Annotated in this window: 24 protein-coding genes and 1 pseudogene; 3 read left to right on the top strand and 22 right to left on the bottom strand. The window is 45.7% G+C overall.

From position 1 onward, the window contains the following. Positions 1-527: 527 nt before the first annotated feature. Together ABXS75_01085 and ABXS75_01090 are read right to left on the bottom strand one after the other, a co-directional pair. Positions 528-983, bottom strand: coding sequence for a DUF6147 family protein (locus tag ABXS75_01085; GenBank protein XCP85440.1), 456 nt, complete (start codon positions 981-983; stop codon positions 528-530). Positions 984-1,040: 57 nt separating this feature from the next. Continuing rightward, on the bottom strand, positions 1,041-1,994 hold the full coding sequence (locus ABXS75_01090) for a DUF4367 domain-containing protein (protein ID XCP85441.1): 954 nt from the start codon (positions 1,992-1,994) through the stop codon (positions 1,041-1,043). Between the two features lie 95 nt (positions 1,995-2,089). Here ABXS75_01090 and ABXS75_01095 point away from each other — a divergent pair, with 95 nt between their 5' ends. Then, positions 2,090-3,157, top strand: coding sequence for an undecaprenyldiphospho-muramoylpentapeptide beta-N-acetylglucosaminyltransferase (locus ABXS75_01095; protein XCP85442.1), 1,068 nt, complete (start codon positions 2,090-2,092; stop codon positions 3,155-3,157). 123 nt (positions 3,158-3,280) lie between these two features. On the opposite strand, the gene ABXS75_01100 is transcribed toward ABXS75_01095, so the two are convergent. Both ABXS75_01100 and ABXS75_01105 read right to left on the bottom strand, forming a co-directional pair. Further along, a complete protein-coding gene (locus ABXS75_01100; GenBank protein XCP85443.1) occupies positions 3,281-3,835 on the bottom strand; it encodes a sigma-70 family RNA polymerase sigma factor in 555 nt (184 codons plus the stop codon). 167 nt (positions 3,836-4,002) lie between these two features. Continuing rightward, complete coding sequence (locus ABXS75_01105) at positions 4,003-4,413, bottom strand: HIT family protein (GenBank protein ID XCP85444.1); 411 nt, start codon at positions 4,411-4,413, stop codon at positions 4,003-4,005. Between the two features lie 110 nt (positions 4,414-4,523). On the opposite strand from ABXS75_01105, the gene ABXS75_01110 reads away from it, so the two are divergent. Next, positions 4,524-5,258 carry an ATP-binding protein gene (locus ABXS75_01110; GenBank protein XCP85445.1) on the top strand — a complete coding sequence of 245 codons (735 nt, stop codon included), beginning with the start codon at positions 4,524-4,526 and terminating at the stop codon, positions 5,256-5,258. Positions 5,259-5,383: 125 nt separating this feature from the next. Here the strand turns inward: ABXS75_01110 and ABXS75_01115 are convergent, their stop codons facing one another. The 16 genes and pseudogenes from ABXS75_01115 to ABXS75_01190 all read right to left on the bottom strand — a co-directional run bounded on the left by ABXS75_01115 (position 5,384) and on the right by ABXS75_01190 (position 20,360). Continuing rightward, positions 5,384-6,175 carry a DUF6382 domain-containing protein gene (locus tag ABXS75_01115; GenBank protein ID XCP85446.1) on the bottom strand — a complete coding sequence of 264 codons (792 nt, stop codon included), beginning with the start codon at positions 6,173-6,175 and terminating at the stop codon, positions 5,384-5,386. Positions 6,176-6,294: 119 nt separating this feature from the next. After that, positions 6,295-6,720, bottom strand: coding sequence for a TadE family protein (locus ABXS75_01120; GenBank protein XCP85447.1), 426 nt, complete (start codon positions 6,718-6,720; stop codon positions 6,295-6,297). Beyond that, complete coding sequence (locus tag ABXS75_01125) at positions 6,714-7,136, bottom strand: prepilin peptidase (GenBank protein ID XCP85448.1); 423 nt, start codon at positions 7,134-7,136, stop codon at positions 6,714-6,716. Before ABXS75_01125 ends, ABXS75_01120 begins: the two co-directional genes overlap by 7 nt. Beyond that, positions 7,127-7,879 (bottom strand): pilus assembly protein, encoded by a 753-nt coding sequence (locus tag ABXS75_01130; protein ID XCP85449.1) that lies wholly within the window; start codon positions 7,877-7,879, stop codon positions 7,127-7,129. Before ABXS75_01130 ends, ABXS75_01125 begins: the two co-directional genes overlap by 10 nt. Positions 7,880-8,085: 206 nt before the next feature. Beyond that, positions 8,086-9,453 (bottom strand): DUF5702 domain-containing protein, encoded by a 1,368-nt coding sequence (locus tag ABXS75_01135; protein ID XCP85450.1) that lies wholly within the window; start codon positions 9,451-9,453, stop codon positions 8,086-8,088. Between the two features lie 27 nt (positions 9,454-9,480). Beyond that, complete coding sequence (locus ABXS75_01140) at positions 9,481-9,660, bottom strand: Flp1 family type IVb pilin (GenBank protein ID XCP87209.1); 180 nt, start codon at positions 9,658-9,660, stop codon at positions 9,481-9,483. Between the two features lie 56 nt (positions 9,661-9,716). Beyond that, complete coding sequence (locus ABXS75_01145) at positions 9,717-11,039, bottom strand: hypothetical protein (protein XCP85451.1); 1,323 nt, start codon at positions 11,037-11,039, stop codon at positions 9,717-9,719. A 52-nt stretch (positions 11,040-11,091) separates the two neighbouring features. Then, positions 11,092-11,850, bottom strand: coding sequence for a type II secretion system F family protein (locus tag ABXS75_01150; GenBank protein XCP85452.1), 759 nt, complete (start codon positions 11,848-11,850; stop codon positions 11,092-11,094). Beyond that, positions 11,789-13,009, bottom strand: coding sequence for a CpaF family protein (locus tag ABXS75_01155; GenBank protein ID XCP85453.1), 1,221 nt, complete (start codon positions 13,007-13,009; stop codon positions 11,789-11,791). The genes ABXS75_01150 and ABXS75_01155 overlap by 62 nt, the downstream gene beginning before the upstream one ends. Continuing rightward, positions 12,984-13,937: a hypothetical protein gene (locus ABXS75_01160; GenBank protein XCP85454.1), complete on the bottom strand. Its 954-nt coding sequence runs from the start codon at positions 13,935-13,937 to the stop codon at positions 12,984-12,986. Before ABXS75_01160 ends, ABXS75_01155 begins: the two co-directional genes overlap by 26 nt. 307 nt (positions 13,938-14,244) lie before the next feature. Beyond that, on the bottom strand, positions 14,245-14,451 hold the full coding sequence (locus tag ABXS75_01165) for a pro-sigmaK processing inhibitor BofA family protein (GenBank protein ID XCP85455.1): 207 nt from the start codon (positions 14,449-14,451) through the stop codon (positions 14,245-14,247). A 312-nt stretch (positions 14,452-14,763) separates the two neighbouring features. Next, positions 14,764-15,249 (bottom strand): dCMP deaminase family protein, encoded by a 486-nt coding sequence (locus ABXS75_01170; protein ID XCP85456.1) that lies wholly within the window; start codon positions 15,247-15,249, stop codon positions 14,764-14,766. 11 nt (positions 15,250-15,260) lie between these two features. Further along, positions 15,261-16,802, bottom strand: a complete 1,542-nt coding sequence (locus tag ABXS75_01175) for an L-threonylcarbamoyladenylate synthase (protein XCP85457.1) — start codon at positions 16,800-16,802, stop codon at positions 15,261-15,263. Between the two features lie 59 nt (positions 16,803-16,861). Beyond that, positions 16,862-17,584 carry an N-acetylmuramoyl-L-alanine amidase gene (locus ABXS75_01180; GenBank protein XCP85458.1) on the bottom strand — a complete coding sequence of 241 codons (723 nt, stop codon included), beginning with the start codon at positions 17,582-17,584 and terminating at the stop codon, positions 16,862-16,864. Positions 17,585-17,649: 65 nt separating this feature from the next. Continuing rightward, positions 17,650-19,384, bottom strand: a pseudogene (locus ABXS75_01185) (glycosyl hydrolase family 18 protein). A gap of 745 nt (positions 19,385-20,129) precedes the next feature. Then, positions 20,130-20,360 (bottom strand): hypothetical protein, encoded by a 231-nt coding sequence (locus tag ABXS75_01190; GenBank protein ID XCP85459.1) that lies wholly within the window; start codon positions 20,358-20,360, stop codon positions 20,130-20,132. Between the two features lie 468 nt (positions 20,361-20,828). On the opposite strand from ABXS75_01190, the gene ABXS75_01195 reads away from it, so the two are divergent. Continuing rightward, positions 20,829-21,614 carry an adaptor protein MecA gene (locus ABXS75_01195; protein ID XCP85460.1) on the top strand — a complete coding sequence of 262 codons (786 nt, stop codon included), beginning with the start codon at positions 20,829-20,831 and terminating at the stop codon, positions 21,612-21,614. Positions 21,615-21,893: 279 nt separating this feature from the next. Here ABXS75_01195 and nadC read toward each other — a convergent pair whose 3' ends face one another. After that, positions 21,894-22,745 (bottom strand): carboxylating nicotinate-nucleotide diphosphorylase, encoded by an 852-nt coding sequence (gene nadC / locus ABXS75_01200; protein ID XCP85461.1) that lies wholly within the window; start codon positions 22,743-22,745, stop codon positions 21,894-21,896. A 35-nt stretch (positions 22,746-22,780) separates the two neighbouring features. Beyond that, entirely contained in the window at positions 22,781-23,938 is a 1,158-nt protein-coding gene (locus ABXS75_01205) for an L-aspartate oxidase (protein ID XCP85462.1), read from the bottom strand. Positions 23,939-23,951: the final 13 nt, after the last annotated feature.

Here is a 23,951-nt window from a genome sequence, read left to right on the forward strand (position 1 = left end):
ATAACCCCCGTAAAAACAGTATGCTTAATCATTTGAATTATTCTTCATGAAACAACCCTGGCATAGTGCCTTTTAGATTTCCCGACACCAATTTCATTTCTAACCTTTCGCATAATAACCAATAGCATATCTTACATCGGCTTTTTCTGTTTACGTAAAACTTGAAACACTATCATCTATAAATATAGAACCTTCCCCCAATACTGTACAGATATCTCTTAAGTTTATTCAATGTAAGGCTTTTATTTTTTTCTATTCCTTAATCGATATCTGTACAGTATTGGAAGAAGGTTCTTCTTAATACTTTCATTATTCAGTTGTAAATGTTTAATTTGTATGTGTGTGCTTTGAGGTAATTTTAATCTGATGATAGTAATTTTGTCCTTCCCTCACTACTACACAAAAATCTTTTTCAGACTATTCAATGTAAGGAATTTTTTATTATTTTTATCTTCCAGCGACTTTTGTGTAGTAGTGGGGGAAGTAATAATTACCCTAATAAATTACTTTCTATTTTTTGGAGTTATCTAAATATAAATACCATTTGTACAAGAAGTACTTACATCAGAATTCGCATAATGTGTACAACGAACCCTATAATAATACCCTGTGGCTACTGTCTTTACCTTACTTGTACTTACATAAGCTGAGTTATAATTAGTAGCTGACCAAGAACTTCCATAAGTATACCATCTTCCATTTTCTAAGCGCTCAACTTGAACCACAACTGTTATCTTACTTACAATTTTCTGGCCAACTGTATCACCACCTGCCCCAATTTTTCCTGTACCTTGCTTATTAATAATGGATGTTCCACTCTTCAAATAAATGCCTCTACTAACAGCTCCTACTGTCACTTCAGATGAATCATCATTAGTTAAATATGACCCGTCAATACATTCCTCATTTTCTACCGCCATCGCTTTATTGCCCATACCTAAACAAAGCATAAAACATAAAATTACAGAAATCAACTTTTTCATTTGTTTCTCCTCCCTATACTATAATAACAATTAAACCCGAAAAAACTAACGCGCTTTTTAAAAAAAATTTAAATTTTCTATAATTTTTAAAAACTCTGTTTCGTTGATGGGTGCGTTCAATATATAATATACATTCTTATATTTAAATTCAGCTACCATTTGATACGTTTGATTTTCAAGAAGTAGGTATCTTTTTATCTTAATAGGCACATTTAATACTTTTAACTCTTTTTCTTCAACTAACGTATCTTCAACATCATATCCTGCCGATTGTTCCAAATAATTCAACATAATCTTATATTCAATTATACTGTCTTGACTTTGATACAATAAACATACTCGTTTCAATGTCATATCTAAATCACTATTTAAAAAAGTAGTCTTATCCGGCAAATACTGCATTCTAACCACATCAACCCCAAATGCCTCTTCTATCGCATCATAAGCTCCACTCTCTTCATCTTCTCCAACTAAATTATTCTCCCCTTCTCTAGCCGAATCTATCTGAACAATCTCTCTACTTCCAACATTTAACTTCCCAACCTTCGTATACATCGGCGTCTCACCAAAACTAGTTACCCCCATTGCCATAACCATCACCGCAACAATCGCCACCATAACATAAGCCATACGCCGTTTCTTCCTGAAAAACACAACCCGTTTTCCAGTTGTATCCTCAGCTTCCGTCGCATCGTCCATTTTACCGTCATGATCCGCACTTTCACCCACCTCGCTGACCACTTCATCCTTATCCATCTCTTCCAACTCCCGAAGGACCTGCATATCTTTCCCAAGCCGCAACGCTTCCCTGTCTTTTTCCGACAACTTGGCGTACACTTCTTTTTCTTCCTCAATTTTTCGCATCCGTTCCATCATGCGGGCATCAAGATCATCGGGAAGCTCAATATGTTTCAGAGATTCATCTGCTTCCAACTCAGCCAATATCTGATCTGCTTCTTTTTTCAATTCCTCTTCTAAGAGCTTTTCTAAATTATCCTGTCTGTCTTTCATATTGCTTCCTCATTCTTTTATTTATTTTCCCTTTTTCTTGACCTTTTTGCGCTATCTGTTTAATATATTTATAGAGAAAACGGGAGGTTAAAATCATGAAACGTATTATCTTAACCGGCGGAGGTACTGCCGGACATGTTACACCGAATATTGCTCTTCTGCCCCGTTTAAAGGAGCTTCAGTACGATATTCATTATATTGGATCATATAACGGCATGGAGAAAAACCTGATTGAGAAGCAGGGGCTTCCCTATCACGGAATCTCTTCCGGTAAATTACGCCGTTACTTTAGTCTTCAGAATTTTACGGATCCTTTCCGGGTTCTGAAAGGATTTTCAGAAGCTAACAAATTAATCAAAAAACTGAAACCCGATGTGATTTTTTCAAAAGGTGGTTTCGTCAGCGTGCCTGTTGTCATTGCTGGGAAACGCAACCATGTGCCGGTCATCATTCACGAATCTGATATGACGCCGGGACTTGCCAACAAGATTTCCATACCATCTGCGGTCAAGGTCTGCTGCAATTTTCCGGAGACCTTAGAAGTCCTTCCCAAAGATAAGGCTGTACTTACAGGCTCTCCCATTCGCCAGGAATTGATGACGGGGAATAAAGAAGCAGCCCGTGCTTTCTGTGGTTTTAAAACTGACAAACCTGTCATCCTGATTATAGGCGGAAGTTTAGGAGCCGCCGCCGTCAATGACGCAGTCCGTGCCATCCTTCCTGAGCTTTTAAAGGATTTCCAGATTATCCACCTCTGTGGCAAGGGAAAACTGGATTCTTCCCTCACAAATCTGGAAGGCTACGCACAATTTGAATATATACAGGATGAACTCAAGGATCTGTTCGCCCTCACCGATATCGTAATCTCCCGTGCCGGAGCAAACGCAATCTGCGAGCTGCTTGCCCTTCGTAAGCCCAACCTCCTGATTCCGCTTTCCGCCAAATCTAGTCGTGGTGACCAGATTCTGAATGCCCGCTCCTTCGAACGCCAGGGCTTCAGCATGGTGATGGAGGAAGAGGAAATCACGAATGAAAAACTGGCAGCTGCTATCCATCAGCTTTATGCATCAAGAGAAGACTTTATCAAAGCCATGAATCAGTCATCACAGCAAAATCCGATTGAGACTATTATAACACTGATTCAAAATGCATCGCGACATTAGGAACAGCATCACACTTTTTTCGACATAATTCCAAAGTTCTTATGCGAATTTCGCAACGAGTATTGCAACAAATATCAAACAGGTGTCGTTTCGGCACCTGTTTATTTATGGAATCGCTGCGGACTATTCTTTTTCATTATCAAAATCATCATGTTCTCTAATCCATTTTCTTGCTCTGTACAATACACTATTCAAAACCTCCGGGCTGATTCCCATCTCATCTGCTACATCCTTTTGTTTCTTTCCCATAATGTAGACCATGGTGACAGCAGTGTACCAACGCTCATTCACTTCATACAATTTTCCAAGAATCGTGTCTGACTTAAACTTCGTCTCTTCTTCGTTGAACCTGCGCATATATACATCTTCTGCGCTTTCCTCTGAAACATTCAAATCCACAGTCAAATCGATGTTTTCATCGAGAAGCTCCCAAGATGCTTTCTTCATCGCATTGATCGTTGCATTTCTTGCAGTAGTCATCAACCAACGAGTAATACGTTCTTTATCAATAGTGTCGAAATGTCTATACAAAATCTCGAACACTTCATTCGTAATATCCTCTGCCAATGAATAGTTATTGTAAGAGTAATGCATGGAAACCCGAAACACCTTTTCTTTTAACGCATGGTAAATGCGCAAGAATTCTTCATCTTTCTTGTTATGAGTATCCACTCTCATATCCCTCAGCTTTACTCTTTCTCTTTTGTAATTAATTCCATTTATACCTTTTGAAACGGCCGAATGGCCATACGGGGTGCCCTTGGGTATACCTTGTAAGACGGCCGAATGGCCATACGGGGTGCCCTTGGGGTATACTTTAGCAAACGAGGTCCTTTCATTCCCTCTTAAGCATTCAGTTTTGCAAGGATCTCATCGCGATCTTCATCTGTGAGCTTGCCCATCTTCCAACCAAACCCGCACTGATCTCCTTTATAACGCGGAATCAAATGCATATGGAAATGGAAAACCGTCTGGCCTGCAGCCTCTCCGTTATTCTGCACTACATTATAGCCGTCGCATCCCAGAACCTCAGTCAGCCTTATCACCATCTTTTTCGCCAGTTTAAACGCCTTTGCTGCCGTCTCGTCATCAATCTCATACAAATTTGCATAATGATTCTTAGGCAGGATCAGGGCATGTCCTTTTGTCGCCGGTCCCAAATCAAGAATTACACGAAAATCCTCGTCTTCGTATAACGTCGCAGAAGGGATCTCTCCATTTGCAATTTTACAAAAAATACAGTTCTCATCTCTCATGTTCTACTACCTTCTTTCTGTTTTTCTGTTATTTTTACAAAATACTTTCTTTACTATTCTTCTCATCAATGCTACACTATCCTCTGAAAACTTTGAAAGGCGGTGCTTTTATGACATTTTCTTCTGACGATTACGCAAACCTCCAAAAAATTATGGAAGAATCCCCGGATAACCAGAAACTAATACAAAAACTTCTGGATTACCAGCAATATACAATCAGCAAGATCAGTCATGAGATCCGGAATCCTCTGGCACTTGTTTACAGTACACTCCAATTGATCGAATCACAACACCCGGAAGTCCAGACCTTCAAACACTGGAACGAAATGCGGGAAGACATTGAATTTCTGACCTCGCTTTTGCAGGAATTATCAACCTACAACAACGGAGAACGCATTCGTCCTACCACCTTCTCTTCCTATGACTTTCTGGCACGGATCTGCCTGTCATTTGCTGCCTCCTGCACAGATACCGAAATTGAATTTACATCCAGACTTTCTCCGACTCTTCCCGACATTGCAGGGGATAAAATAAAACTGCAGGAAGTTTTCCTAAACCTGCTGCAGAATGCAAAAGATGCGGTAAACTCCTCTGGAACGATTCGTCTGGAAGCTTCCGCAGATTCCAGTACATTGAAAATCACTGTTACTGATAACGGCTGTGGCATTCCACCGGAACACCTAACAGATATCTTCAGCCCCTTCGTTACTCATAAATCAGGCGGTACCGGACTGGGACTTGCTATCTCACAAAGAGTAATAACTGCCCACAACGGCACGATATCCGTAGATTCTACACCCGGAACTGGAACTACTTTTACCATACTTCTCCCTGTTTCCCAATGATTTTGGTTATACTCAAGCTTATAGCTAAAGCACTGAGAGCCTGACATCAGGCTCTTATGTGCAACGCTATAAGCCGTTTGCTATTTTTTATTATATGTAACACGCTCATATTTGACAAGTTATTTTTACCAAAATTTGGAATAGTCGCCAAGGCCATCAGAGCTGTCACTCTCTTCGTCATCCAACATTCTCCCGTCGCGTTCCCAGTTTCCCCGCCTTTTTCTGCGTGTCCGACGGCTTAAAAATTCCAGCACGCCTTGCCGCTCTCTTGCCACATGCCCGGTCATTTCCTGCTGCTCCGCCCAATCATCCAGTATGATATCCTCTGCCAGTTCATAAGACTCCTGCCCGTGATCCACTCTCTTTTCTTCCATCTCTTTTTCTTTCCTTTCCAAGATATTTTCCAAAATCTGCTCAATATTATAGTTTTCCTCCATAGATGCCTTATGCAGCTCATACGCCAGATAAATTCCCTCTTTCTCCTGATAATCCATCTCCCGGACAAAATATTCCGTCAAAGTATGGAACTCCTCCCTAATATCCCCCTCATACCCCGGACAATAACAGAAAAAATACTCCTCTCCCTCCCTGTATATATGCTCCGGCTTAAGGCTTAAACAATTTACATTCAACAAGTACTGGTTTATTGTATATAGGACCTTAATAAACTGCCTCATAAAAAGCTCCAGTTCCTGATAATTCCACAATTCTTTTTCTCCCCGCGCCTTGACCGACACCTTTCCACTGATATCATATCTATATACACTATGTTCATCGCGTCCCTGCCCATGTACCTTCAAAATACCCGGAATGTTATTTGTTCTCAACATGCGCATCTGATAATCCTCTTTGTATAACTGTTCTATCTCCAAAACCAGCCATGTATGGCGTAAATTTCTCTCAAATTCCGTCTTCATTCCTAGCTCCCTGCTTTCTATCCCAATTGAATGTCAACTTGTTTATTCCCGCGAGTAACGGGCCGCGCGAACATGTTTGCGCAGCTATATAGTTACTTGAATAGGTCTTATAAACTTATTTATTGCGCAATATCTTCCACGAACTCTTTACCCGATTTTATTTTCCGAATCCGCTCCTCGGGCACTGTCACCGCAGCGTTCCGCTCTGCTGAAACAACAAGCCACCTTCTCACTGCCCTGGCCTTTACTGACACCTTACCTTCTTCACTAGTGATCTGAACCTGGACACTTCCGAAAAAGAGCAGCTTTCTATATATGCGCTTTCGAAAATAGGCTTCCATTTCCCCTTCCGGAAGTTCATTCTTTTCGTGCAGAATCTCACTTGCTGTTACAGCCGTCTCATATGCTGCACCGCCTACTATATTCTTGTCATGATAATAAAATAATGCAAAAACAATCAGCATCCACGTCAAAAGCACGACCGGCATCAGATATGCCATCTCCACAATGGTACTTCCTTTAATGCTTTTTTTCACATCTAGCATAGCAACGCCCCCACATACCCGGCTAATAGAAACGGTAAAAAAGGAATTCTTGTCTTTCTTCCCCACTTTCTGATCTTTACCCCTATCAAAGCTGCTACAAGCATCAACACAAATGCACCGGCAAGAACTGCAAACACTTTCCAAATCCCCAGCAGCATTCCGAGATTTAAGATCATCCAACTGTCCCCATAACTGATTCCTTCTCCGGAAAGTCTCGACAACATAAGAAAACACACGCCGACTGACATTCCCAACACCCATAACATCCATCTCTGGCGAAACCAGATCATCTGGTACAGCACCACCGCCAGCGTGAAGAAAATAAGATAGACCACTGGAACCTTTCTGCTACGCACGTCCCAAAATGCCCCCACTGCCAGCATCACCAGAAAAACCGCCTCACCTATTACCCGCATTTTGAACACGCTCCTCTCCCTCGTACTTCTGATATCGGAACCGCATAGACTGTACGTTTGATTCCGCTACATTCCAGCGTGCTATGATAACGATTCCCATATTCCGTAATATAAACCATCCCGGAAGCCCCATGCCTTCTCATACATCTCTCGCAGGCATGGTATTTCCCCTGACTTTCGTTGCGCAGTCCTTCCACTGCATCAAGAGGAACCATACGAACAGACGGCTCCAGATAGGTACAATGATAATTTCTATGATACACGATTCCAGTCTCCGTAATATAAACGACAGTCGGATCGCTGCGCTCCATAAAGCCCGCTTTACTGTATCCATTCCACCCTTTTATGCGCATCGTCTCCTGATATTTTATGGGCTCTATCACGAACACCGGAATCGGCAGCCTCACCTGATAGACTACCTTGATTTCCAGAATCCCTGTCCCCGGTATCATATAAGATTTCCCGCAGTCCAGGCCACTGCTGCCTCCTTCTACCAGGCTCCGGTCAAGTCTCTCTGCGCCGATAGACGCGACAATATCTCTCTGAAGCTGTACCGGCATCATCACCGGTATCTCATATACTTTTTCGGCCATTCGCTTTCCGGCTTCCTGCATTCCGCTGCGTACCGCATCCTGAATAGCCAGTATTTCCAACAGCCAGATCAGACAGATAGCCGCATAAAAAAACAGTGGTACACAAAAGACGGCCTCAACCGTGATACTTCCGGCAGAATATTTCTTCATCAGACATTCTCCATGGCATGTCCGGCGCTGCATTGAGGCAGATACAGATGCCTTTTCCTTTTGACAAGAAATGAATAGGTTTTGGGTCACAAATCCGTTCTCCTTTCTAAGGTATTCTTGGATCAGTTCTAGTATAGTATTAGTTTTTGAATTATAAACGAGGTTTGGAAAAGGCATCTGTATCCACCCCCCTTTGCCTTTTTGCACTACTGATACATGAATTCTGTCTTGAAGTGGTATTTTACCCCTCTTCTTAGCGAGCTGGTCATCTCAAATCCGGCTGCTGTTACACATTGGTCTGCCTGAAACCAGGTAAACCCTTTTCCCACGCGCAGATTCTGTTCCACTAAATCCAAAGCACGCATGGTAAGTACTTCCTTCTTCTCCAAAAATAGCAAAACCTGCAAATATGTTTCATATGTGTATCCACCTTCTGCATTCCTCCCATCCTGTAAAGCCCCTTCTTCCCCTAATTTCAGCAAAGCGCTCAGTGACAGCTGCCAGGTTTCCCTGCTCTTTACCAAAGGTACCTTTTTCCCGTCAAGCAAGGTCCTCACATCCAGCACGCTCTCCCCAAATGCCCAAGCCAGAAGTAATGCCTGCTTCACCACCGGAATGATCTCCGGCGATACAAAGAGCATGCAAAGAGCGCCCGCTAATGTCTCCGCTTCAGCCTGCTTCTCGGCATCGGTAAGTAAATACCCATAATTTGCTGCCATTCTGAACAAACACAACTTCTTTGCCACAGCTTCCAGGTTTGCTTTATCACTTTCTTTGCCCTCCAGCAGATATTCCAATTCATAATCCAACGCTCTTTCTTCCTTTGGAGCCGTTGCATTTCCAAACCGATCGAGAAGATAGAGATTGAAAAAAATGGTATCTCCGGTATTTCCGGCTTTCTCCTCAAACACGCCATATCCCTTTTTTAATGCTCTATGAGATACAAGCTGCGCCTTACTGACAGCCTTTTGGGACAATGAAAACCCGTCCGGCAGCACGATTCCAAGCAGGGAGCCCGTCTTTAAATCAGATATCTGTTCCAGAGGGTTGTTCTCCGCGGGAAGCCCGCTTTCTTCCTGCTCCAGCAGATGATCCAGTTCCCGACTAGTCCTGTCATTTTCTTTCCCGTATTCTTCCGCCTGTTGGTCCTGCTCCTTCCACACAGATAGCTTCCCTGTAAATTCATCCAATACCGAAGCCCCGGTCCTTGTCCTCTCAAACTGAACCGCCTGCCTGTAGAATTCCCGTCCATTCTCATCTGTCAAATACTTGATTCTTTCTATGTCCTTCTCCATATTTTCTGCTCCATACAGAGACAGTCGGTTTAAAATATTAGATTCGGACATATCCCCGGTCTCATAACTGCCTTCCAGTCCGAAGATTCCATATTCCTCAAGCAAATCTCTTTGATATTCTGCAAATATGGACTCGGTCGCCCTGCCTGCATCTGCCCTCTTCTCATTCTTCAGCACCTGAATGGACGCGCTTTCCAGCACTGCCCCCACAAGTCCTAAAAGTAGAAGAAAAACAAGGCTCAAAAAAACAGTTATTTCACCCATTACCATTTTTTTCATCTCTCTACTCCCAATCTCTGTTATAAACTAGATACCGGCACTCTCGCTTGTAATCTTAGAGAAAATAGACTCTACCAGACTGGTAAGCTGTGACTTAAATATAATTACCAGACCGATAATAACGACCAGCACCAAAATCAACTCCACTGTTGATATTCCCCGCTCTTCTGCAAGCGTCTCTCCTACCCGAAACTTAATCCGGTACATAAAATTCCTTAATTTGCGCATCCTCTCACCTCCTGACTACCTTATATCTGACATTTCTACAAAGATGCGGAAAGAAACGCAGGTACGATAACAATGGTCAGCACGATGATCAACATGAGGAGCATGGGCAATAACAGCTTTGTTCCGGCCTCTTCTCCCAAACGCCGTGCCCGGCTTTTCTGTTCTTCCATCGCTTGAATCGCTTCCATAATCAATAGTTTTGCCGTCCCCTTCGCACCCTTCCTCAGATTCTGGGATAACAAAGCTCCCAGCTTCATATACGGTGCTGCCTCGCACCGCCTTGCAAAACGTTCATAGCACTCGCTTTCCGGAATGCCGCTCTGCATTTCCGTCAACGTATAAAGCATCTCTTCATACGCTGCCCGCTCTCTTCCTGTACCCGCTTTTTGCTCGCTGTAATCTCCGGTCACCTTTTTCCAGGCATTTTTCACCGTAAGTCCTGCTCCCATGAGCATCGTGATCTGGCTTACAATCTCAGGATAATCCAGAAGCATCTGTTCTCTTCTCTCCTTTCTGCGCTTTTGCTCCTCCTGCCGTTTCAGGCAGATCAGAAGGATACTGCCTATGATTCCCAGAAAGATCAGTGGCAAGGCAATTGGAGAAACCGGGCGGTGCCAGGTCACTTTCCGGCCTTCCAGCTCCTGGGGAAGCTCTATGAAGGCTGCTTCTCTTGACTCTTCCTCCAGCTTTCCTACTGCATCCATCACCTGTCCGATCATTCCCTTTTTTTTCTCTTTTTTTGCGAAAATCCGGACATCCATGTTGTATGCCGCTTCCTCTTCCTTGTATCTTAAAATCCCGGTCACTGTTACCAGAATTCCCTGTTGCTCATCTGCAGCCGCCCTTTGTGCTTCTTTCACTGCCTCCTGATCAATATGCCCTGTCATATCCATCACATCATACCGGCTCAGTCCCCAGATAATCGTGAACGGAAATCCTTCCAACTCTGCCGGCAGACTTAAATCTTCCTCCACACAGTCTGCCGATTCATTCTCCCCCAGCACCACATCATCCAGCCTTTTTATTGCCTGCCGGAATAGAGCCTGCACCTCTTTGTGACTGTATTCTCTGGGAGAAATCTGAAGCGTGACTTCCTTTTCTTTTTCTCCTTCAATTTGCAGCTTCAGCGATTCTTCCTTTTGTCCTTCCCCGTACCCGTTCCGCTGAAGCTTCCGAACTCCTTCCCCGGCCTCCAGCCTTTGAGAAACCTCCAGAATCAGAGCCAAAGTGCAGATACTGACCATGATTCCAAAAATCTTTCTGCCGAGTCCATCGCCCCAGCTAAAGATCTTCTTCTTTCTTCGCTCTGCTACATATACTGCTGTAAGCAGCAAGTACACGCCCGCGCATATCCACATACACTGCCTCCTATGGTTTCTATCGAATGCTTCCCTGCTTAGGCACAACCTGTCACACCTGAATATCTACAATCCGGCTTCCCAGTTTCCAGGCTGCCAGATAAAGACCTAGACAAATACTCATAAAACAGACTCCAAACAGGTTACCGTAAAGCAGTCCCATAAACTCCGGAAAACTAAAACGCATATACCCAATAATTCCAAAAGGGATCACCGACATGACCTGAAATTCCAATTTCTTTGCCGCAATCACGGTCTCGATCTCCCGTTTAACGTCGGCCTTGTCCGTCATCTGCTTTACTGCATTCCGAATAATCATGATACTGTCCCCGCCGCTTCGTTTTGCCTGAATGAAAATGGTAACAAACCCGGATACTTCCGGCAGACACACCCTCTTTTCCAGATCCCGCCAGGCCTGTTCCGCTGTCACATTCAGATTAAGCTGCCGAACCATATACGTGAACTCCCTGCAGATCAGGGATTGCTCGGAATACATGACCCGCAGATCATTCAGCACTTCCTTTACCGCGTTCTCCATGGAGTAGCCTATATTCAGCTCCGCAGACAACGATTCAAGCGCGTCCCGAAACTGCTTCTCAAAATCCTGCCGTTTTTTACGTACACACTGTGCGACACATCTTCGATAATACAGTACCCCCAGCGGAGCCGGAAGAATCAGCCACCGGATATCACCGTAAAACAGGAAGGTAATGCCTACCACCACCGCTGCGCCCTTTACCGCTGCCAGGCTATATTCCCGCCTTGTGATTTCCTGCTGCCAGTAGCTTTTCCCGGTGTGTAAGCTCTGCACATTTCACCCATGTACCTTTGATTCTGCCATCTTTCGTCTCCTTCGCTTCCTGAAAGGAAAACAACGTTTTAAGCTGGATTTCTCCTTCTTCATATCCCAGTACCTCCATAATCTCCAGTATCTTCCTGCTCTTATCCCTGAGTCTTCCGATATGTACCATAATGTCTATTCCCGACGCAATCTGCCTCTGAATCGCCGGAAGCGGAAGATCCATTCCCATCAGCACCATCGTCTCCAGTCGGCTTAACATATCCCTCGGACTGTTGCTGTGTCCGGTGCACAGAGAGCCGTCATGACCTGTGTTGAAGGCTTGCAGCATATCGATGGCTTCCTTTCCCCGGACCTCGCCCACGATAATTCTATCTGGTCTCATTCGCAGGGCCGTGCGAATCAAGTCGCGAATAGAAATCTCCCCTATCCCTTCCACATTCGCATTGCGCGCCTCCAGCCTGACCAGATTAGGCAGCGTTCTGATCTGAAGTTCCGCATTATCTTCAATCGTAATGACCCTTTCCTCTTTGGGAATATAGTCTGACAATGCATTTAAAAACGTAGTCTTTCCGGAGCCCGTTCCTCCGCTTATAAAGATGTTGTACCCTGCCTGCACCAGCCGCACCAGATAATCTGCAGCTTCCCGGCTGATCGCCTGAAGCTGTATCAGCGTCTTTAAAGTAATCCTGCCCGGCGGAAACTTTCTGATCGTAACAATCGGTCCATCTATGGCTACAGGAGGAAGAACCACATTCACACGAGAACCATCTGCCAGCCTTGCATCCACGATTGGCGAGGCCTCATTTACGATTCGGTTACAATCCGCGACCATCTGCTGCACCACATCCTCCAGCTTTCCCCGACTTAAAAACCTCTTGTCAGACTGGTAGATCCTTCCACCCTTTTCAATAAAAATACAGCTTGTCCCGTTAATCATAATCTCGGTGATCGTCTCATCTTCAATTAGTTCCTGTAAAATATCTAATTTACGAAACGAGTTGAATAATTCTTTTCCCAAAGCTGCTTTTTCCTTAAGCGGTATGAATTCCTCTCTGGATTTTTCCTCTAATAGCTGATGAATCAGATTCAGAAGTTCCTCATCCTTCATCTCATGAGACATATCCATTCTTGCCAGTATCTGCTCATGAAGTTGTTCTGCGCGAAGCATTCTTTCGCTCCTTTCCGGCTCTGCCGTCTATTCGTTCCAATGTTTCCCGAACAGCCTGACGCAGCGTTTTTTCCATATCTACATAAAGAGTTCTGCCCTCCAGTTCCTGATATCCCAGCACCTTCTGCATATAACGGTACTGGCTGATCTTGGCTTTCGCATAGACATCCTCTGCACTGGGAAATAGAATTCTGTCACATCTCTTTAAAATCTCAAAAACCGATACGACCGCATTTCCCAGGTCGACCAGAATCGCATCGTAGATACTTTCCTTCATAAGCCATCCAAAAAGCAGCTCCCAGTCCTCAATCGCTACCGCCTGCAAGTCTGTCCACACTTTCATCGGCGGAATATAATCCAAATTCCCAATCTGTTTCACGATGGAAGAAAGCCGGATACTGATATTCCCGTCATCCTGCTTCACATAATACAAAAGGTGGGATAGGTCCTGCTCGTCCTCCTCTTTGAAAAACCCGCCTATTCCGGCATAAGTCTCCAGATTCAAATACAGTACATTCTCTTTTTCCGCCAACGCCTTGCCCAGCTTCAGTGAAAATGTTGTTTTCCCGATCCTATGTATCGGGGAATAGACTGCGATGATTTGCCTTCTCCTGCCGCCTGGCCGGCCGTACAGCCGTGAATCTTTCTGAAATGCCTGCATAATTCCTGCAGCAAGTACATCAACCGATTGGTATTTGGGAAGTTCCTCTTCCTCGACTCCCAAATCCCGGCAATGACTTTCCGTTAGTATGATCCGTCTGCCTTCAAATACCTGCTTTCTTTCATCATATGGAAATTCCTCGCTGATCAACAGAACCTGATTTTTCCCTATTTCCAGCAGCCTCTCCAGCATCGAAAGTGATGAGCAGGCTCGCACCCCTGCTGCCACTTCTTTTTTCAGAAGCAGGACCTCCGACAAACGTTTCATATAATCTTCTTCTTTGTCACAAATAATAATTTCTCTGTTAATTCTTCACCCAAACTCCTTTCTGACGGAAATGTCATCCGTTCTCTCTCTTTTTCTACTGGTTTCTTTGAATAGTTTATGCCGATCCGGCATCTGGAGGAATGTCGTCACATTCCTTCGATACAGCCCTGCCCCTGACGACAGGTGCTGCAAAAAAATTGATTTTGATTAGTGACCCTCGTTATTTATTTCTTGTAGGGTGTATTATAGACTTGAATTTTTTAAATGTCCATAGGTTTTTTTCAGGTAAATTGGTTTTGTGAAACACTTACATAAATTGATAAAACATAATCCCGTAAAGCATGCAGACCCCGGGAATTCCCAATGTTCCGGTTGTCAAAAACGAAATCAGATTAAGGCCAACAGAAACAGGAATGTTTCTAAAGTCCAGGTATTGATTTACAAAGAATATGACTGCCATACCCAAAATTGCTCGTATGACAAAATTCACAATAAACGGTGTCTTTTTCTCCATTCCCGCTTCCTCCATATCTGTCTGCAACCCCTTTGTCCTTACTCAAATATATACAGATATCCGAAGAAATATACCTTGTATCAGGAGAAAGTCAGCAGACCTTCATTTCAGACGGTCTTGACGACCAGGAGAATATCTACCGGCTGTTCTCTTAAGTATTCTTGACTCTTAAAAATATTCTCTGCACTCTTTTTCAGATATATTTTGCAACCAAGATGAACGTCCACTGGACGTTCACTCAGGTATGCCTGACATCAAAAAATGCTGCCCCCATTAAGAAAGCAGCATCATCTTCACACTTTACACCTTTCCTTATAACTCAATCTCGATCTTCCGTCCCGTCCGGTGATAATTGTGATAACGCACCCCGGCGCAGTCAAACATCCGTTTCGACGCCATGACCGAAGTCGTATCCGCATATTTATCGCTGTCATAAATCACTTCTTTGATTCCACTTTGAATAATCGCCTTCGCACATTCGTTACACGGGAACAGCGACACATAGAGCTTCGCCCCTTCCAGACTTCCCCCGCTGTAATTTAAAATAGCATTCAGTTCGCTGTGCACGGTATACACATATTTCGTCTCCAGCGGCTCGCCTTCCCGCTCCCACGGAAATTCGTCATCCGAACAGCCTCTTGGCAGGCCATTATACCCCATGGACAAAATCTTATTATCCGCACTTACAATACAACAGCCCACCTGGGTATTCGGGTCCTTCGACCGTCTGCCCGAGAGCATCGCAACCCCCATAAAATATTCATCCCAGGAAATATAATCGTTTCTTTTGCCACTCATATCCTTTTCTCCTATTCTGTATACACTCTATATTTGCACTTTGCTTCCTCATTCAGCTGGTCCGCCAGTTTCCTGACATTCTCCTCTATTAACATGAACATACGATCATATTCCTCCTGGGGCTGTCCGTAGACCTGTGGCACCTCGTCCCCGCTGCCGGTAAATTCTCCCAGTGTATAGACTTCTTTAAACTTTGGATACTCACCAAGAATCTTCTGCTTCTGTGCCTGCTCCATGGTAAGCACCAGCGTATCCTCGTTCAGAATATCATCTGAAAAGGCGACTGCCTCATAACCTTCCAGTACGATCTGCCGGCTCGCCAGCAATTCCTCCGCCCGCGGGCTCAACGGTTCGGGAAACAGCACCACCATTCCCCTTGACGTGATCTGGAACTCCTGCAAAAGCGGCTGCCTCTCCATCAACGCAGCTGCAATCGGCGCACGGCAATTATCACTGTTGCTGACAAATACGATCCGATGATACTTCTGAAGGCAGGTGATGGCCTCCGCGCGAATCGTCTTATGTCCCGCAGCCTTTCCAAGACGGTTCATGACCGCAGTCCCGATCCCCACCTCCGGAAAGACCTCACTATAAATATATCTTACATTTTCCTCATCAAACTCACGCAGAACCCGGTACAGACTCCGCGCCACCGTGCGTTCATTCTCACGGGATCCAATGCTTTTTACCACGCCCGCAGTATAGGATCCGACAGACTCATTCGTCGCGATGATCCCGACCTTTTCGCCCATACGCACCTGCTCATAGGCGATCTGTTTTATCGCCTTGACCGCTTCCCTGGGCTCTCCTTCTACCAGAATCATCTCCGCTTTCGGCGCATAATGACGGTATTTCATGCCCGGGGCTTTCGGTGCCTGTGTACTGTCCTCGGATAGCAGCGTTATATCAACCGCCACCTCTCCGACGATCTCCTCCAGCATCTCTTTTGTGACCGCTCCCGGCCTTAAGATCATCGGTGGGGTCACCGTCATATCCACGATTGTAGATTCTACTCCAATCTCTACGCTTCCGCCGTCCAGAATCATCTCAATCTTGCCCTCTAGATCTTCCTCCACATGCTGTGCCGCTGTAGGGCTTGGCCGCCCGGAAGTATTGGCACTGGGTGCGGAAATATACCCTCCCCCCGCCAGGATCAGTTCCCTTGCGATCTCATCGTCCGGCATACGGACTGCAACCGTATCCAGTCCTCCCGTCGTCCCGTAAGGTACGCAGGCACTTTTGCGGAAAATCATAGTCAGCGGTCCCGGCCAGAACACCTCTGCAAGCCCGAACGCCTGAGGCGGAATCTCTTCGACGATCTCTTCCAGATCAGAGGTTCTCGCAATATGAACGATCAGCGGGTTATCGGAAGGACGTCCCTTTGCAGCATAGGTCTTTTTCGCTGCCTCTTCATTCAGCGCATTTGCCCCGAGTCCGTAGACTGTCTCCGTCGGAAATGCCACCAGTCCGCCCTGTTTTAAAATAGTTCCCGCTTCTTCTATGAAATCTTTATTTATATTCGTCCTGTCAATTTTTCTGATTATCGTTTCCATACCGATAATTATAGCATTATCTGATATCTATGGCAAATTTATTTTCCGCATTTGCCTCTCTACTGCTTATCTTTCTTACCCTTTTCTTTGCCTCCTTTTCCCAGGCATTCCATAATTCCGGTGCACACTGCCTCTGCCACCTGCTCCTGATATGTCTCGTCTGTCAATCTCTGCGCCTCTTCCCAGTTACTTAAGAACCCACATTCTACGATTACCGTGGGTACCTCCGTCCTCTTCAAAAGATAATATGTATCGTTGGCCTTCGCCTTCCGGTGATTCTCGGTATCCAGAACCTCCAGCGAATTTTGAAGTATTTCCGCCACCTCTTTTCCCTCAGTAGAGTGTGTAAAATAAAACACCTGCGCGCCTTTGATATCTCCGCTCGGGTAGCTGTTCTGATGTATGCTGACGGCAAGGCGCGGCGCCGTATCGTTAATAAGCTTTACCCTTGCTTTCATATCCTCCACCTTTTTATTCCGGCTTCCCTCCGGCTCCAGTCCCGTATCCTCCCTGCGAGTCATCAGAACGGATATCCCCTCTTTTTTCAACATCTTTTCCACCTTCAGGGCAATCGCAAGGTTGATATCTTTTTCCAAAGCCTCATTGACGCCGATCTTTCCGGGATCATCCCCTCCGTGCCCCGAATCGATTACCACCTCTATCTCCCCTTCCTCCACTTTCTCAGATACCACATAGCGGCTCAATGTATAACTTCCGTAAATGATCAAAAGCAGACAGGCAAGCGCTGCCACCCACTTCAGTTTCGTTAAAACAAACTGCAAAAAAAGCCCTCCCTGCATACATTTTATTAAAATATATGCAGAAAGGACTTTCCAATATACACCGGTTAATTCACATATTTGATAATCAATTCCCAAATATCCGAAGTCTCAAATCCCAATTTCCATGCGGCGGTTCCAGCAAGCTGGTAATCCTTCATCAGTCCCAGCTTCGCCTCCAGAGAAGATGCGTCCTCCAGCCAGATCTTATAGACGGCTCCATTTACATCTGACCACTCCGCATAGTTCTGCTTCGTCACATCATCCCACTCAGCGGTCGCGCCGGCACTGCTGACACGTTTTGCTCGCAGCCTCCATTCCCAGAGCTTCGCTGGTAACATTTGTCAGGTAATTCCCTTCTTCGGTTCCCTCCTGCTCTGCCAGTTCTTCCTCTGTCTTGGGAACCTCCTTCCACAGACGGGTATAGAACGGAACACCATTGATCAGCTTCTCGGCAGGAACATCCTTAAGGCTCTCTTCAATCCCTTCCTTTACATAATTGTAAGACGCAACAGAACCCGCTTCCAAAGAGCCGCCAAAATGTTCATCATATCCCATAATGATCACATAATCCGCTACAATTCCCTGTTCCTTCTTATGATAATGTTCATTATATCCCTTCGGCACATAGTTATCCACAGAAAGCACAAGGTTATTCAATCTGCATTTTACAGAAAGTTCCCGGATAAACTGAATGTAATGCTCGCCTGCCGCCGCCGGTATCTGCTCAAAATCCACATTAATTCCGTCAATCCCGCTCTGAAGTGCTGCAGAAATCAACTGATTGACCAGATTCTCTCTCGCCGTCGTGTGGCTGAGCAGCTCCATCTGATCTACCTCACTTCCGAAGTTGTCCACAAGCGCCCACACTTCTATACCGGACTGATGTGCATAATTCACGTAATCTGAGCTTGCGATCGAAGTAATATTTCCGGCGTTATCTGCCACACTGAACCAGGTCGGGGAAATCGTCGTCAGACCCTTGGTCTTTGCTATGGTCTCCAGTACCGTAGAATTAGCGGCCTGACTCGTCACCTGATGCCACGCAAGATTGATCTTGTAATCCTTGTGAATACTGGTAAACTCCGGCTCCGTGAATTCACGTGAAGACTGGATCTGCTCCGTCTTTTCTTTCCTGAGCGCCGTCTTCTTCACATATCCGATCAATCCGTCCTCTGTGCGGACTTCCTTCCAATCACTGACATCTTCAATCACCGTGACCTTATCGCCTTTTTCAAGCTCTGCAAGTACCGGGCTCTTCACTCCGCCCCGATAGCGCACCTGCGTGTCACGTTTGACCACAGCCGTCGTCACATCACCCCAATCGGTCACGATCATCAGCCTCGGCGTTCCCTCTTTATCATGAACCGTATACTCCAGATCTGTATACTGCTGCACGAAATCCAGTGCAATATATGCCGTGCTGCCATCTGTCTTTAAAATTACATAGTCTTCACTCTTGGTTTCCTTTGAAATCGTGTATTCTTTACTTCCCACGTCCACACGGACCATCTCCGTCGGCAGCGTGTAAAGCAGAAGATTCTCATTCGGGTCCCAGTAGAACCGGTCATTCAGATAATCCCGGACCGCCTCATAAGAGACGTATGCCCGTTCTTCCTCCATCAGCCCCTGGGCACCGATCACCTGGTTATCCACCGTCACTCCCAGCTGTTTATCGGACGTAATCTCAAAATAAGTGTTCAAATCATATTTTTCCTTTGAAGGGCCGTACTTCGTCCAATAAAAGGCGCCTCCAAGCAATCCGGCGATTGCAAAAAACAGAATAAATGTTGTCAGAATCACTCTGAGGACTTTATTCTTTTTCTTTGGCTTTTTCACCGGTACACCTCCATAAGCAGCCGCCCTGGCCGCCTGCTCCCTGGCACCGCTGCGGCTGTTCCCCGCTTTGCGGTCTGACTGTATATCTCTGGGGCTGCGTACCTGACGCTCTCCGGATAAACTGCGCCCCGCTTCCGCCTGACGGCCTGTCCCTGTACTGCGCGCTTCAGATGCTTTTCTTTTTGGCACCCGCTCGCCTGACATTCTTCCTGCGTCAGAGCTACGCTCACGGCCCGCCCCCGCCGACACACTGCCTGTGCTTCCCGCAGGTCGTCTGTTTCTTGCTGTCCGCCCTGCGCCGTCTGCCGCTTTCTCCCGGGAAATACGGCTCCTGTCTGTACTTCCTTCCGCTCTCATCGGCGTATCCAAAGGCCGCTTTCCCGCCGTCCGCTTCCTCTCACCGGTTCTATCGCCCGATGTTCTCCTTACGGCATCTTCCTCTGTTCTGCCTTTACGTGATCTGACTGATCTTTCTGTATTCTCACCTGAGTTTCCCCGTTCCTCCGATGCACGTCTTCTTTCGTCCACACCGCACCTCCTGTTGCCTGTTTTCTGCTGTAAAACATTACTAAAAAATATATTCTCCCCAGCAGTCAGGAATAATGTCATAATTAGAATAAGTATAACATATTTTGCCCTATTTCACAAACAACACATTACACAATTTCAAAACTTAATTTTTGTCTTAGACGAGGGGCCGTCCTGCACATTATTCTTCTGAATCTTCCCGGCGTCCTACCCGGTAAAAATCCAATTCCTCGACTACGCCTTTCTCATCCATGATGTAATCCCGCATATACCCGCTGTCCTCGCGCAGCATATGTGCCGATACAATCTGCATCGGACTGGCAGGCATGCCATCAATCTGCATACGAATACCTGAATTCTCGTATCTGGTCAGCTCCGCAAACAATTCCTGATAACCCTTGTCTGTTCCCATAATTCCCCCTTTGGCCCCAACATCCCATTTTACGGCAAAAAGCTGCCATAAGTTTGCGTTTGTGATATACTCTTACTCCCATACTTTTCCCGACGGCAAGAAAATAGCCGGGACACAGGGGCTTCTGATTCCATAATACACAGGTTCTGCTGATAAATTGTCTGATTCGACCGATTCCAAAATGATCTGCCAGTGTGCGAGCTGCATCCCACTTTGGTAATGTATGCCTGAAGAAAGATTCCTGAAACATCCTTCGGCAAAGACGATTCCTCAATTTGAAATAGGAACGGCCAAAAGGCCATCTATTTTCTTGTAAAGCCATTATAAAAAACTTTGTATTTATTGCAAGTATTTTTTTTATTTTGTTTACATCCTTTTATTTTTTGTTTATACTAGTATTGAGTTACTGGTTTCACTGATATTTTACATCAGTGTTCTGGATTATAATGCGATAGGAAGTGATAAGACATGAAGATAGAGAAGATCAATGACAACCAGATACGCTGCACGCTGACAGGCGCCGACCTGGCAGAACGCGAATTAAAGCTCAGCGAGCTGGCATACGGAACAGAAAAAGCAAGATCACTTTTCCAGGATATGATGCAACAGGCCGCATACGAATTTGGATTCGAAGCAGAGGATATCCCGCTGATGATTGAAGCCATTCCAGCCTCTTCCGATTCCATCGTGCTTATTATTACAAAGGTGGAAGACCCGGACGAACTGGACACCAGATTTTCCAAGTTCTCCCCCTCACCCGCAGGCGATGTGGATAAACGCAAAGCCTCCATGCTGGAACGCCTGAAAAAATTAGAAGGAGCCGATGAATTCTTAGATCTCCTCAGACATATGAAAGATGCCATCTCCGCATTGCCGGAGAAGCCGGACACTGCGAAAACGAAACAGGAAGCAAAACCAGCTGCGGCAAAAGAGCATGCCAAAGAACATGCCCCCGCTGCTCCGGCAATCCGCCTGTTCTCGTTTACCACACTGGACGGTGCGATCCAGGCATCCGCACTGCTTTATGGAATGTATGACGGCGCAAATACTTTATATAAGGATGACATGGAAGATATGTACATTCTGGCACTTTCACAGTCTGAACATACCTCCGCAGATTTTAACCGGATCTGCAACATGCTCTCCGAATACGGATCTTCCGAACCGAGTACCGGAGCGAATCTGGCATTTCTCGAGGAACACTGCGAGATTATTGTTCCCAAGACAGCCGTTCAGACCTTAGGCAGTCTGTAGAATCTTCATTTTCCAAATATTGTACAGCAGCCCATGATATATGCTGTTTTGCATGTCTTACTGCTGTATTATACCAAGTCAATCCCCCAGCAAGCCTGTTTTTCCGGCTCATTGCTCGCGGAAATAAGTCAGGAGGTACGCGCAAACCATTTTGCGCAGCACCTCCTTTTTCATACCTAAGACAGCCAAATGAAGAAAATTTCACCAGGCAGACCCCGAAAAATCCATCTTTCACCAGCGGATATCTCTATATTTTCCGCTTCACAAACCCGATCCCAACTACACCGCATGCAGATTCTTGAGCGAAATATCCAGAATTGGCGCCGAATGCGTCAGCGCACCACTGGAGATATAGTCCACGCCCAGCGACACAAGCCGCTCAATATTTTCCTTCGTCACATTTCCGGAACACTCCGTCTCGACACGCCCGTCAATAATCCTGATCGCCTCGCGCATCTCTTCCGGAGACATATTATCCAGCATGATAATATCTGCCCCCGCCTCAACGGCCTCCCTTACCATATCAAGGTTCTCGACTTCCACCTCGATTTTTCGGACAAACGGCGCATACTCCCTGGCCATCTCCACCGCCTTCTTCACACTTCCGGCAGCTCCGATATGATTATCCTTCAAAAGCACCCCATCGGACAGATTATATCTATGGTTATAGCCGCCGCCTACACGAACCGCATACTTCTCAAAAATACGCATATTCGGCGTTGTTTTTCTGGTATCCAGAAGTTTCGTCCCGCTGCCTGCAAGAAGCGACGCCACCTGATGCGTATAGGTCGCGATCCCGCTCATTCTCTGCAGATAATTCAGCGCAACCCGCTCGCCGGAAAGAAGCACCCTGATATCACCTCTCACAACGCCCATCAGCTCCCCTTTCTTCACCCCATCGCCGTCCTGACAATAAAATTCCGCCTGAACCTGGCTGTCCAACAGTTCAAATACCCGTTTGAACACTTCAAGACCCGCAATGATTCCATCCTGTTTACAGATGAGCTGAACCTCACCCTCCACCGCTTCTTTCATGACAGAATTCGTTGTAACATCTTCACTGGAAATATCCTCTTTAAGTGCCTCAAGAATCAAATGATCTGCCTGCAATGTCATCGTAATCTTATTCATAATCGTCTACCTGCTCCTTTGTTATATAAATGAAATTATTTTGCAATCTTCCTCGCCGCCCGCTTTGCAAATACCAGGCTTTCCAGCAGAGAATTGCTCGCCAAACGGTTCGCCCCATGCACGCCGTTACAGCTCGTCTCGCCCACCGCATACAGACGCTCCATGGAGGTCCTGCTGTCTGAATCGACCCAAATACCGCCCATAAAATAATGCTGCGCCGGAACCACCGGGATACATTCCTTCGTCACATCATACCCTTCTTCCAGGCAATGCCGATAAATATTGGGAAAATGATTCAAAATCGTTTCTTTAGAAATTGCTTCCATGGACAGCCACACATAATCTGTCCCTTCTCTTTCCATCTCTTTGCGGATTGCCTCCGTCACCACATCCCGCGGGAGCAATTCGTCCACAAATCGTTCTTTCTTCTTATTATAAAGGACTGCCCCTTCCCCGCGCACCGACTCAGAAATCAGAAATCTCCGTCCGGGTTTTTCGGAGTAAAGCGTCGTTGGGTGAATCTGCACATAATCCAGATGCTCCAGCCGTATTCCATGCTTCTTTGAAATATCCAGTGCATCTCCTGTCAGATGTGGGAAATTGGTGGAATGCCGGTATCTGCCTCCGATTCCTCCACTCGCCAGGATCGTATGATCCGCCAAAATCCTGACCTCGTCTCCCTCCTGCGTTTTTGCAAGGATTCCTGCACAGGCACCATCCACCTCTATGATATCTGTCATAGTTGTATATTCATGCATTTCGACATTATTTAATTTCTTTACCTGTGCCAGCAGCTTACTGGTAATCTCTTTTCCCGTGATATCCTCATGAAAAAGAATCCTCGGCCTGGAGTGCGCACCTTCACGGGTATACGCAAATTCTCCATTCTCCTTCGCAAATTCAACCCCATATCCGACCAGATCATTTATAATCTCGCGGGAGCTTCGAATCATAATATCCACAGATTCTTTTCTGTTCTCATAATGCCCCGCCCGCATCGTGTCCTCAAAATATCCGTCATAATCCTCCTCGTCACGAAGCACACAGATTCCTCCTTGTGCCAGGAAGGAATCGCTGCTCTCCAAATCAGACTTGGTGATCATCACGATCTTTTTCTCCCGGGGGAGATTCAGCGCAGAAAACAGACCGCCTACTCCTGTTCCGACGATTACAACATCTGCCCTAATATCCATTACTTCCTCCTCC

The sequence above is a fragment of the Roseburia hominis genome (assembly GCA_040702975.1).
Classification (GTDB): domain Bacteria; phylum Bacillota; class Clostridia; order Lachnospirales; family Lachnospiraceae; genus Allocoprococcus; species Allocoprococcus hominis_A.

What these genes read in the sequence shown, in the direction of transcription:
- ABXS75_01110 (XCP85445.1), top strand. Translation starts at nt 4,524, where the DNA reads ATGACATTTTCTTCTGACGATTACGCAAACCTCCAAAAAATTATGGAA.
- ABXS75_01190 (XCP85459.1), bottom strand. Translation starts at nt 20,360, where the DNA reads ATGGGAACAGACAAGGGTTATCAGGAATTGTTTGCGGAGCTGACCAGA.
- ABXS75_01125 (XCP85448.1), bottom strand. Translation starts at nt 7,136, where the DNA reads ATGCGGGTAATAGGTGAGGCGGTTTTTCTGGTGATGCTGGCAGTGGGG.
- ABXS75_01130 (XCP85449.1), bottom strand. Translation starts at nt 7,879, where the DNA reads ATGAAGAAATATTCTGCCGGAAGTATCACGGTTGAGGCCGTCTTTTGT.
- ABXS75_01095 (XCP85442.1), top strand. Translation starts at nt 2,090, where the DNA reads ATGAAACGTATTATCTTAACCGGCGGAGGTACTGCCGGACATGTTACA.
- ABXS75_01115 (XCP85446.1), bottom strand. Translation starts at nt 6,175, where the DNA reads ATGAAGACGGAATTTGAGAGAAATTTACGCCATACATGGCTGGTTTTG.
- ABXS75_01160 (XCP85454.1), bottom strand. Translation starts at nt 13,937, where the DNA reads ATGAAACGTTTGTCGGAGGTCCTGCTTCTGAAAAAAGAAGTGGCAGCA.
- ABXS75_01195 (XCP85460.1), top strand. Translation starts at nt 20,829, where the DNA reads ATGAAGATAGAGAAGATCAATGACAACCAGATACGCTGCACGCTGACA.
- ABXS75_01120 (XCP85447.1), bottom strand. Translation starts at nt 6,720, where the DNA reads ATGCTAGATGTGAAAAAAAGCATTAAAGGAAGTACCATTGTGGAGATG.
- ABXS75_01090 (XCP85441.1), bottom strand. Translation starts at nt 1,994, where the DNA reads ATGAAAGACAGACAGGATAATTTAGAAAAGCTCTTAGAAGAGGAATTG.
- ABXS75_01140 (XCP87209.1), bottom strand. Translation starts at nt 9,660, where the DNA reads ATGTACCGGATTAAGTTTCGGGTAGGAGAGACGCTTGCAGAAGAGCGG.
- ABXS75_01135 (XCP85450.1), bottom strand. Translation starts at nt 9,453, where the DNA reads ATGAAAAAAATGGTAATGGGTGAAATAACTGTTTTTTTGAGCCTTGTT.
- ABXS75_01145 (XCP85451.1), bottom strand. Translation starts at nt 11,039, where the DNA reads ATGTGGATATGCGCGGGCGTGTACTTGCTGCTTACAGCAGTATATGTA.
- ABXS75_01155 (XCP85453.1), bottom strand. Translation starts at nt 13,009, where the DNA reads ATGCTTCGCGCAGAACAACTTCATGAGCAGATACTGGCAAGAATGGAT.
- ABXS75_01175 (XCP85457.1), bottom strand. Translation starts at nt 16,802, where the DNA reads ATGGAAACGATAATCAGAAAAATTGACAGGACGAATATAAATAAAGAT.
- ABXS75_01100 (XCP85443.1), bottom strand. Translation starts at nt 3,835, where the DNA reads ATGAGAGTGGATACTCATAACAAGAAAGATGAAGAATTCTTGCGCATT.
- ABXS75_01205 (XCP85462.1), bottom strand. Translation starts at nt 23,938, where the DNA reads ATGGATATTAGGGCAGATGTTGTAATCGTCGGAACAGGAGTAGGCGGT.
- ABXS75_01105 (XCP85444.1), bottom strand. Translation starts at nt 4,413, where the DNA reads ATGAGAGATGAGAACTGTATTTTTTGTAAAATTGCAAATGGAGAGATC.
- ABXS75_01170 (XCP85456.1), bottom strand. Translation starts at nt 15,249, where the DNA reads ATGAGTGGCAAAAGAAACGATTATATTTCCTGGGATGAATATTTTATG.
- ABXS75_01085 (XCP85440.1), bottom strand. Translation starts at nt 983, where the DNA reads ATGAAAAAGTTGATTTCTGTAATTTTATGTTTTATGCTTTGTTTAGGT.
- ABXS75_01165 (XCP85455.1), bottom strand. Translation starts at nt 14,451, where the DNA reads ATGGAGAAAAAGACACCGTTTATTGTGAATTTTGTCATACGAGCAATT.
- nadC (XCP85461.1), bottom strand. Translation starts at nt 22,745, where the DNA reads ATGAATAAGATTACGATGACATTGCAGGCAGATCATTTGATTCTTGAG.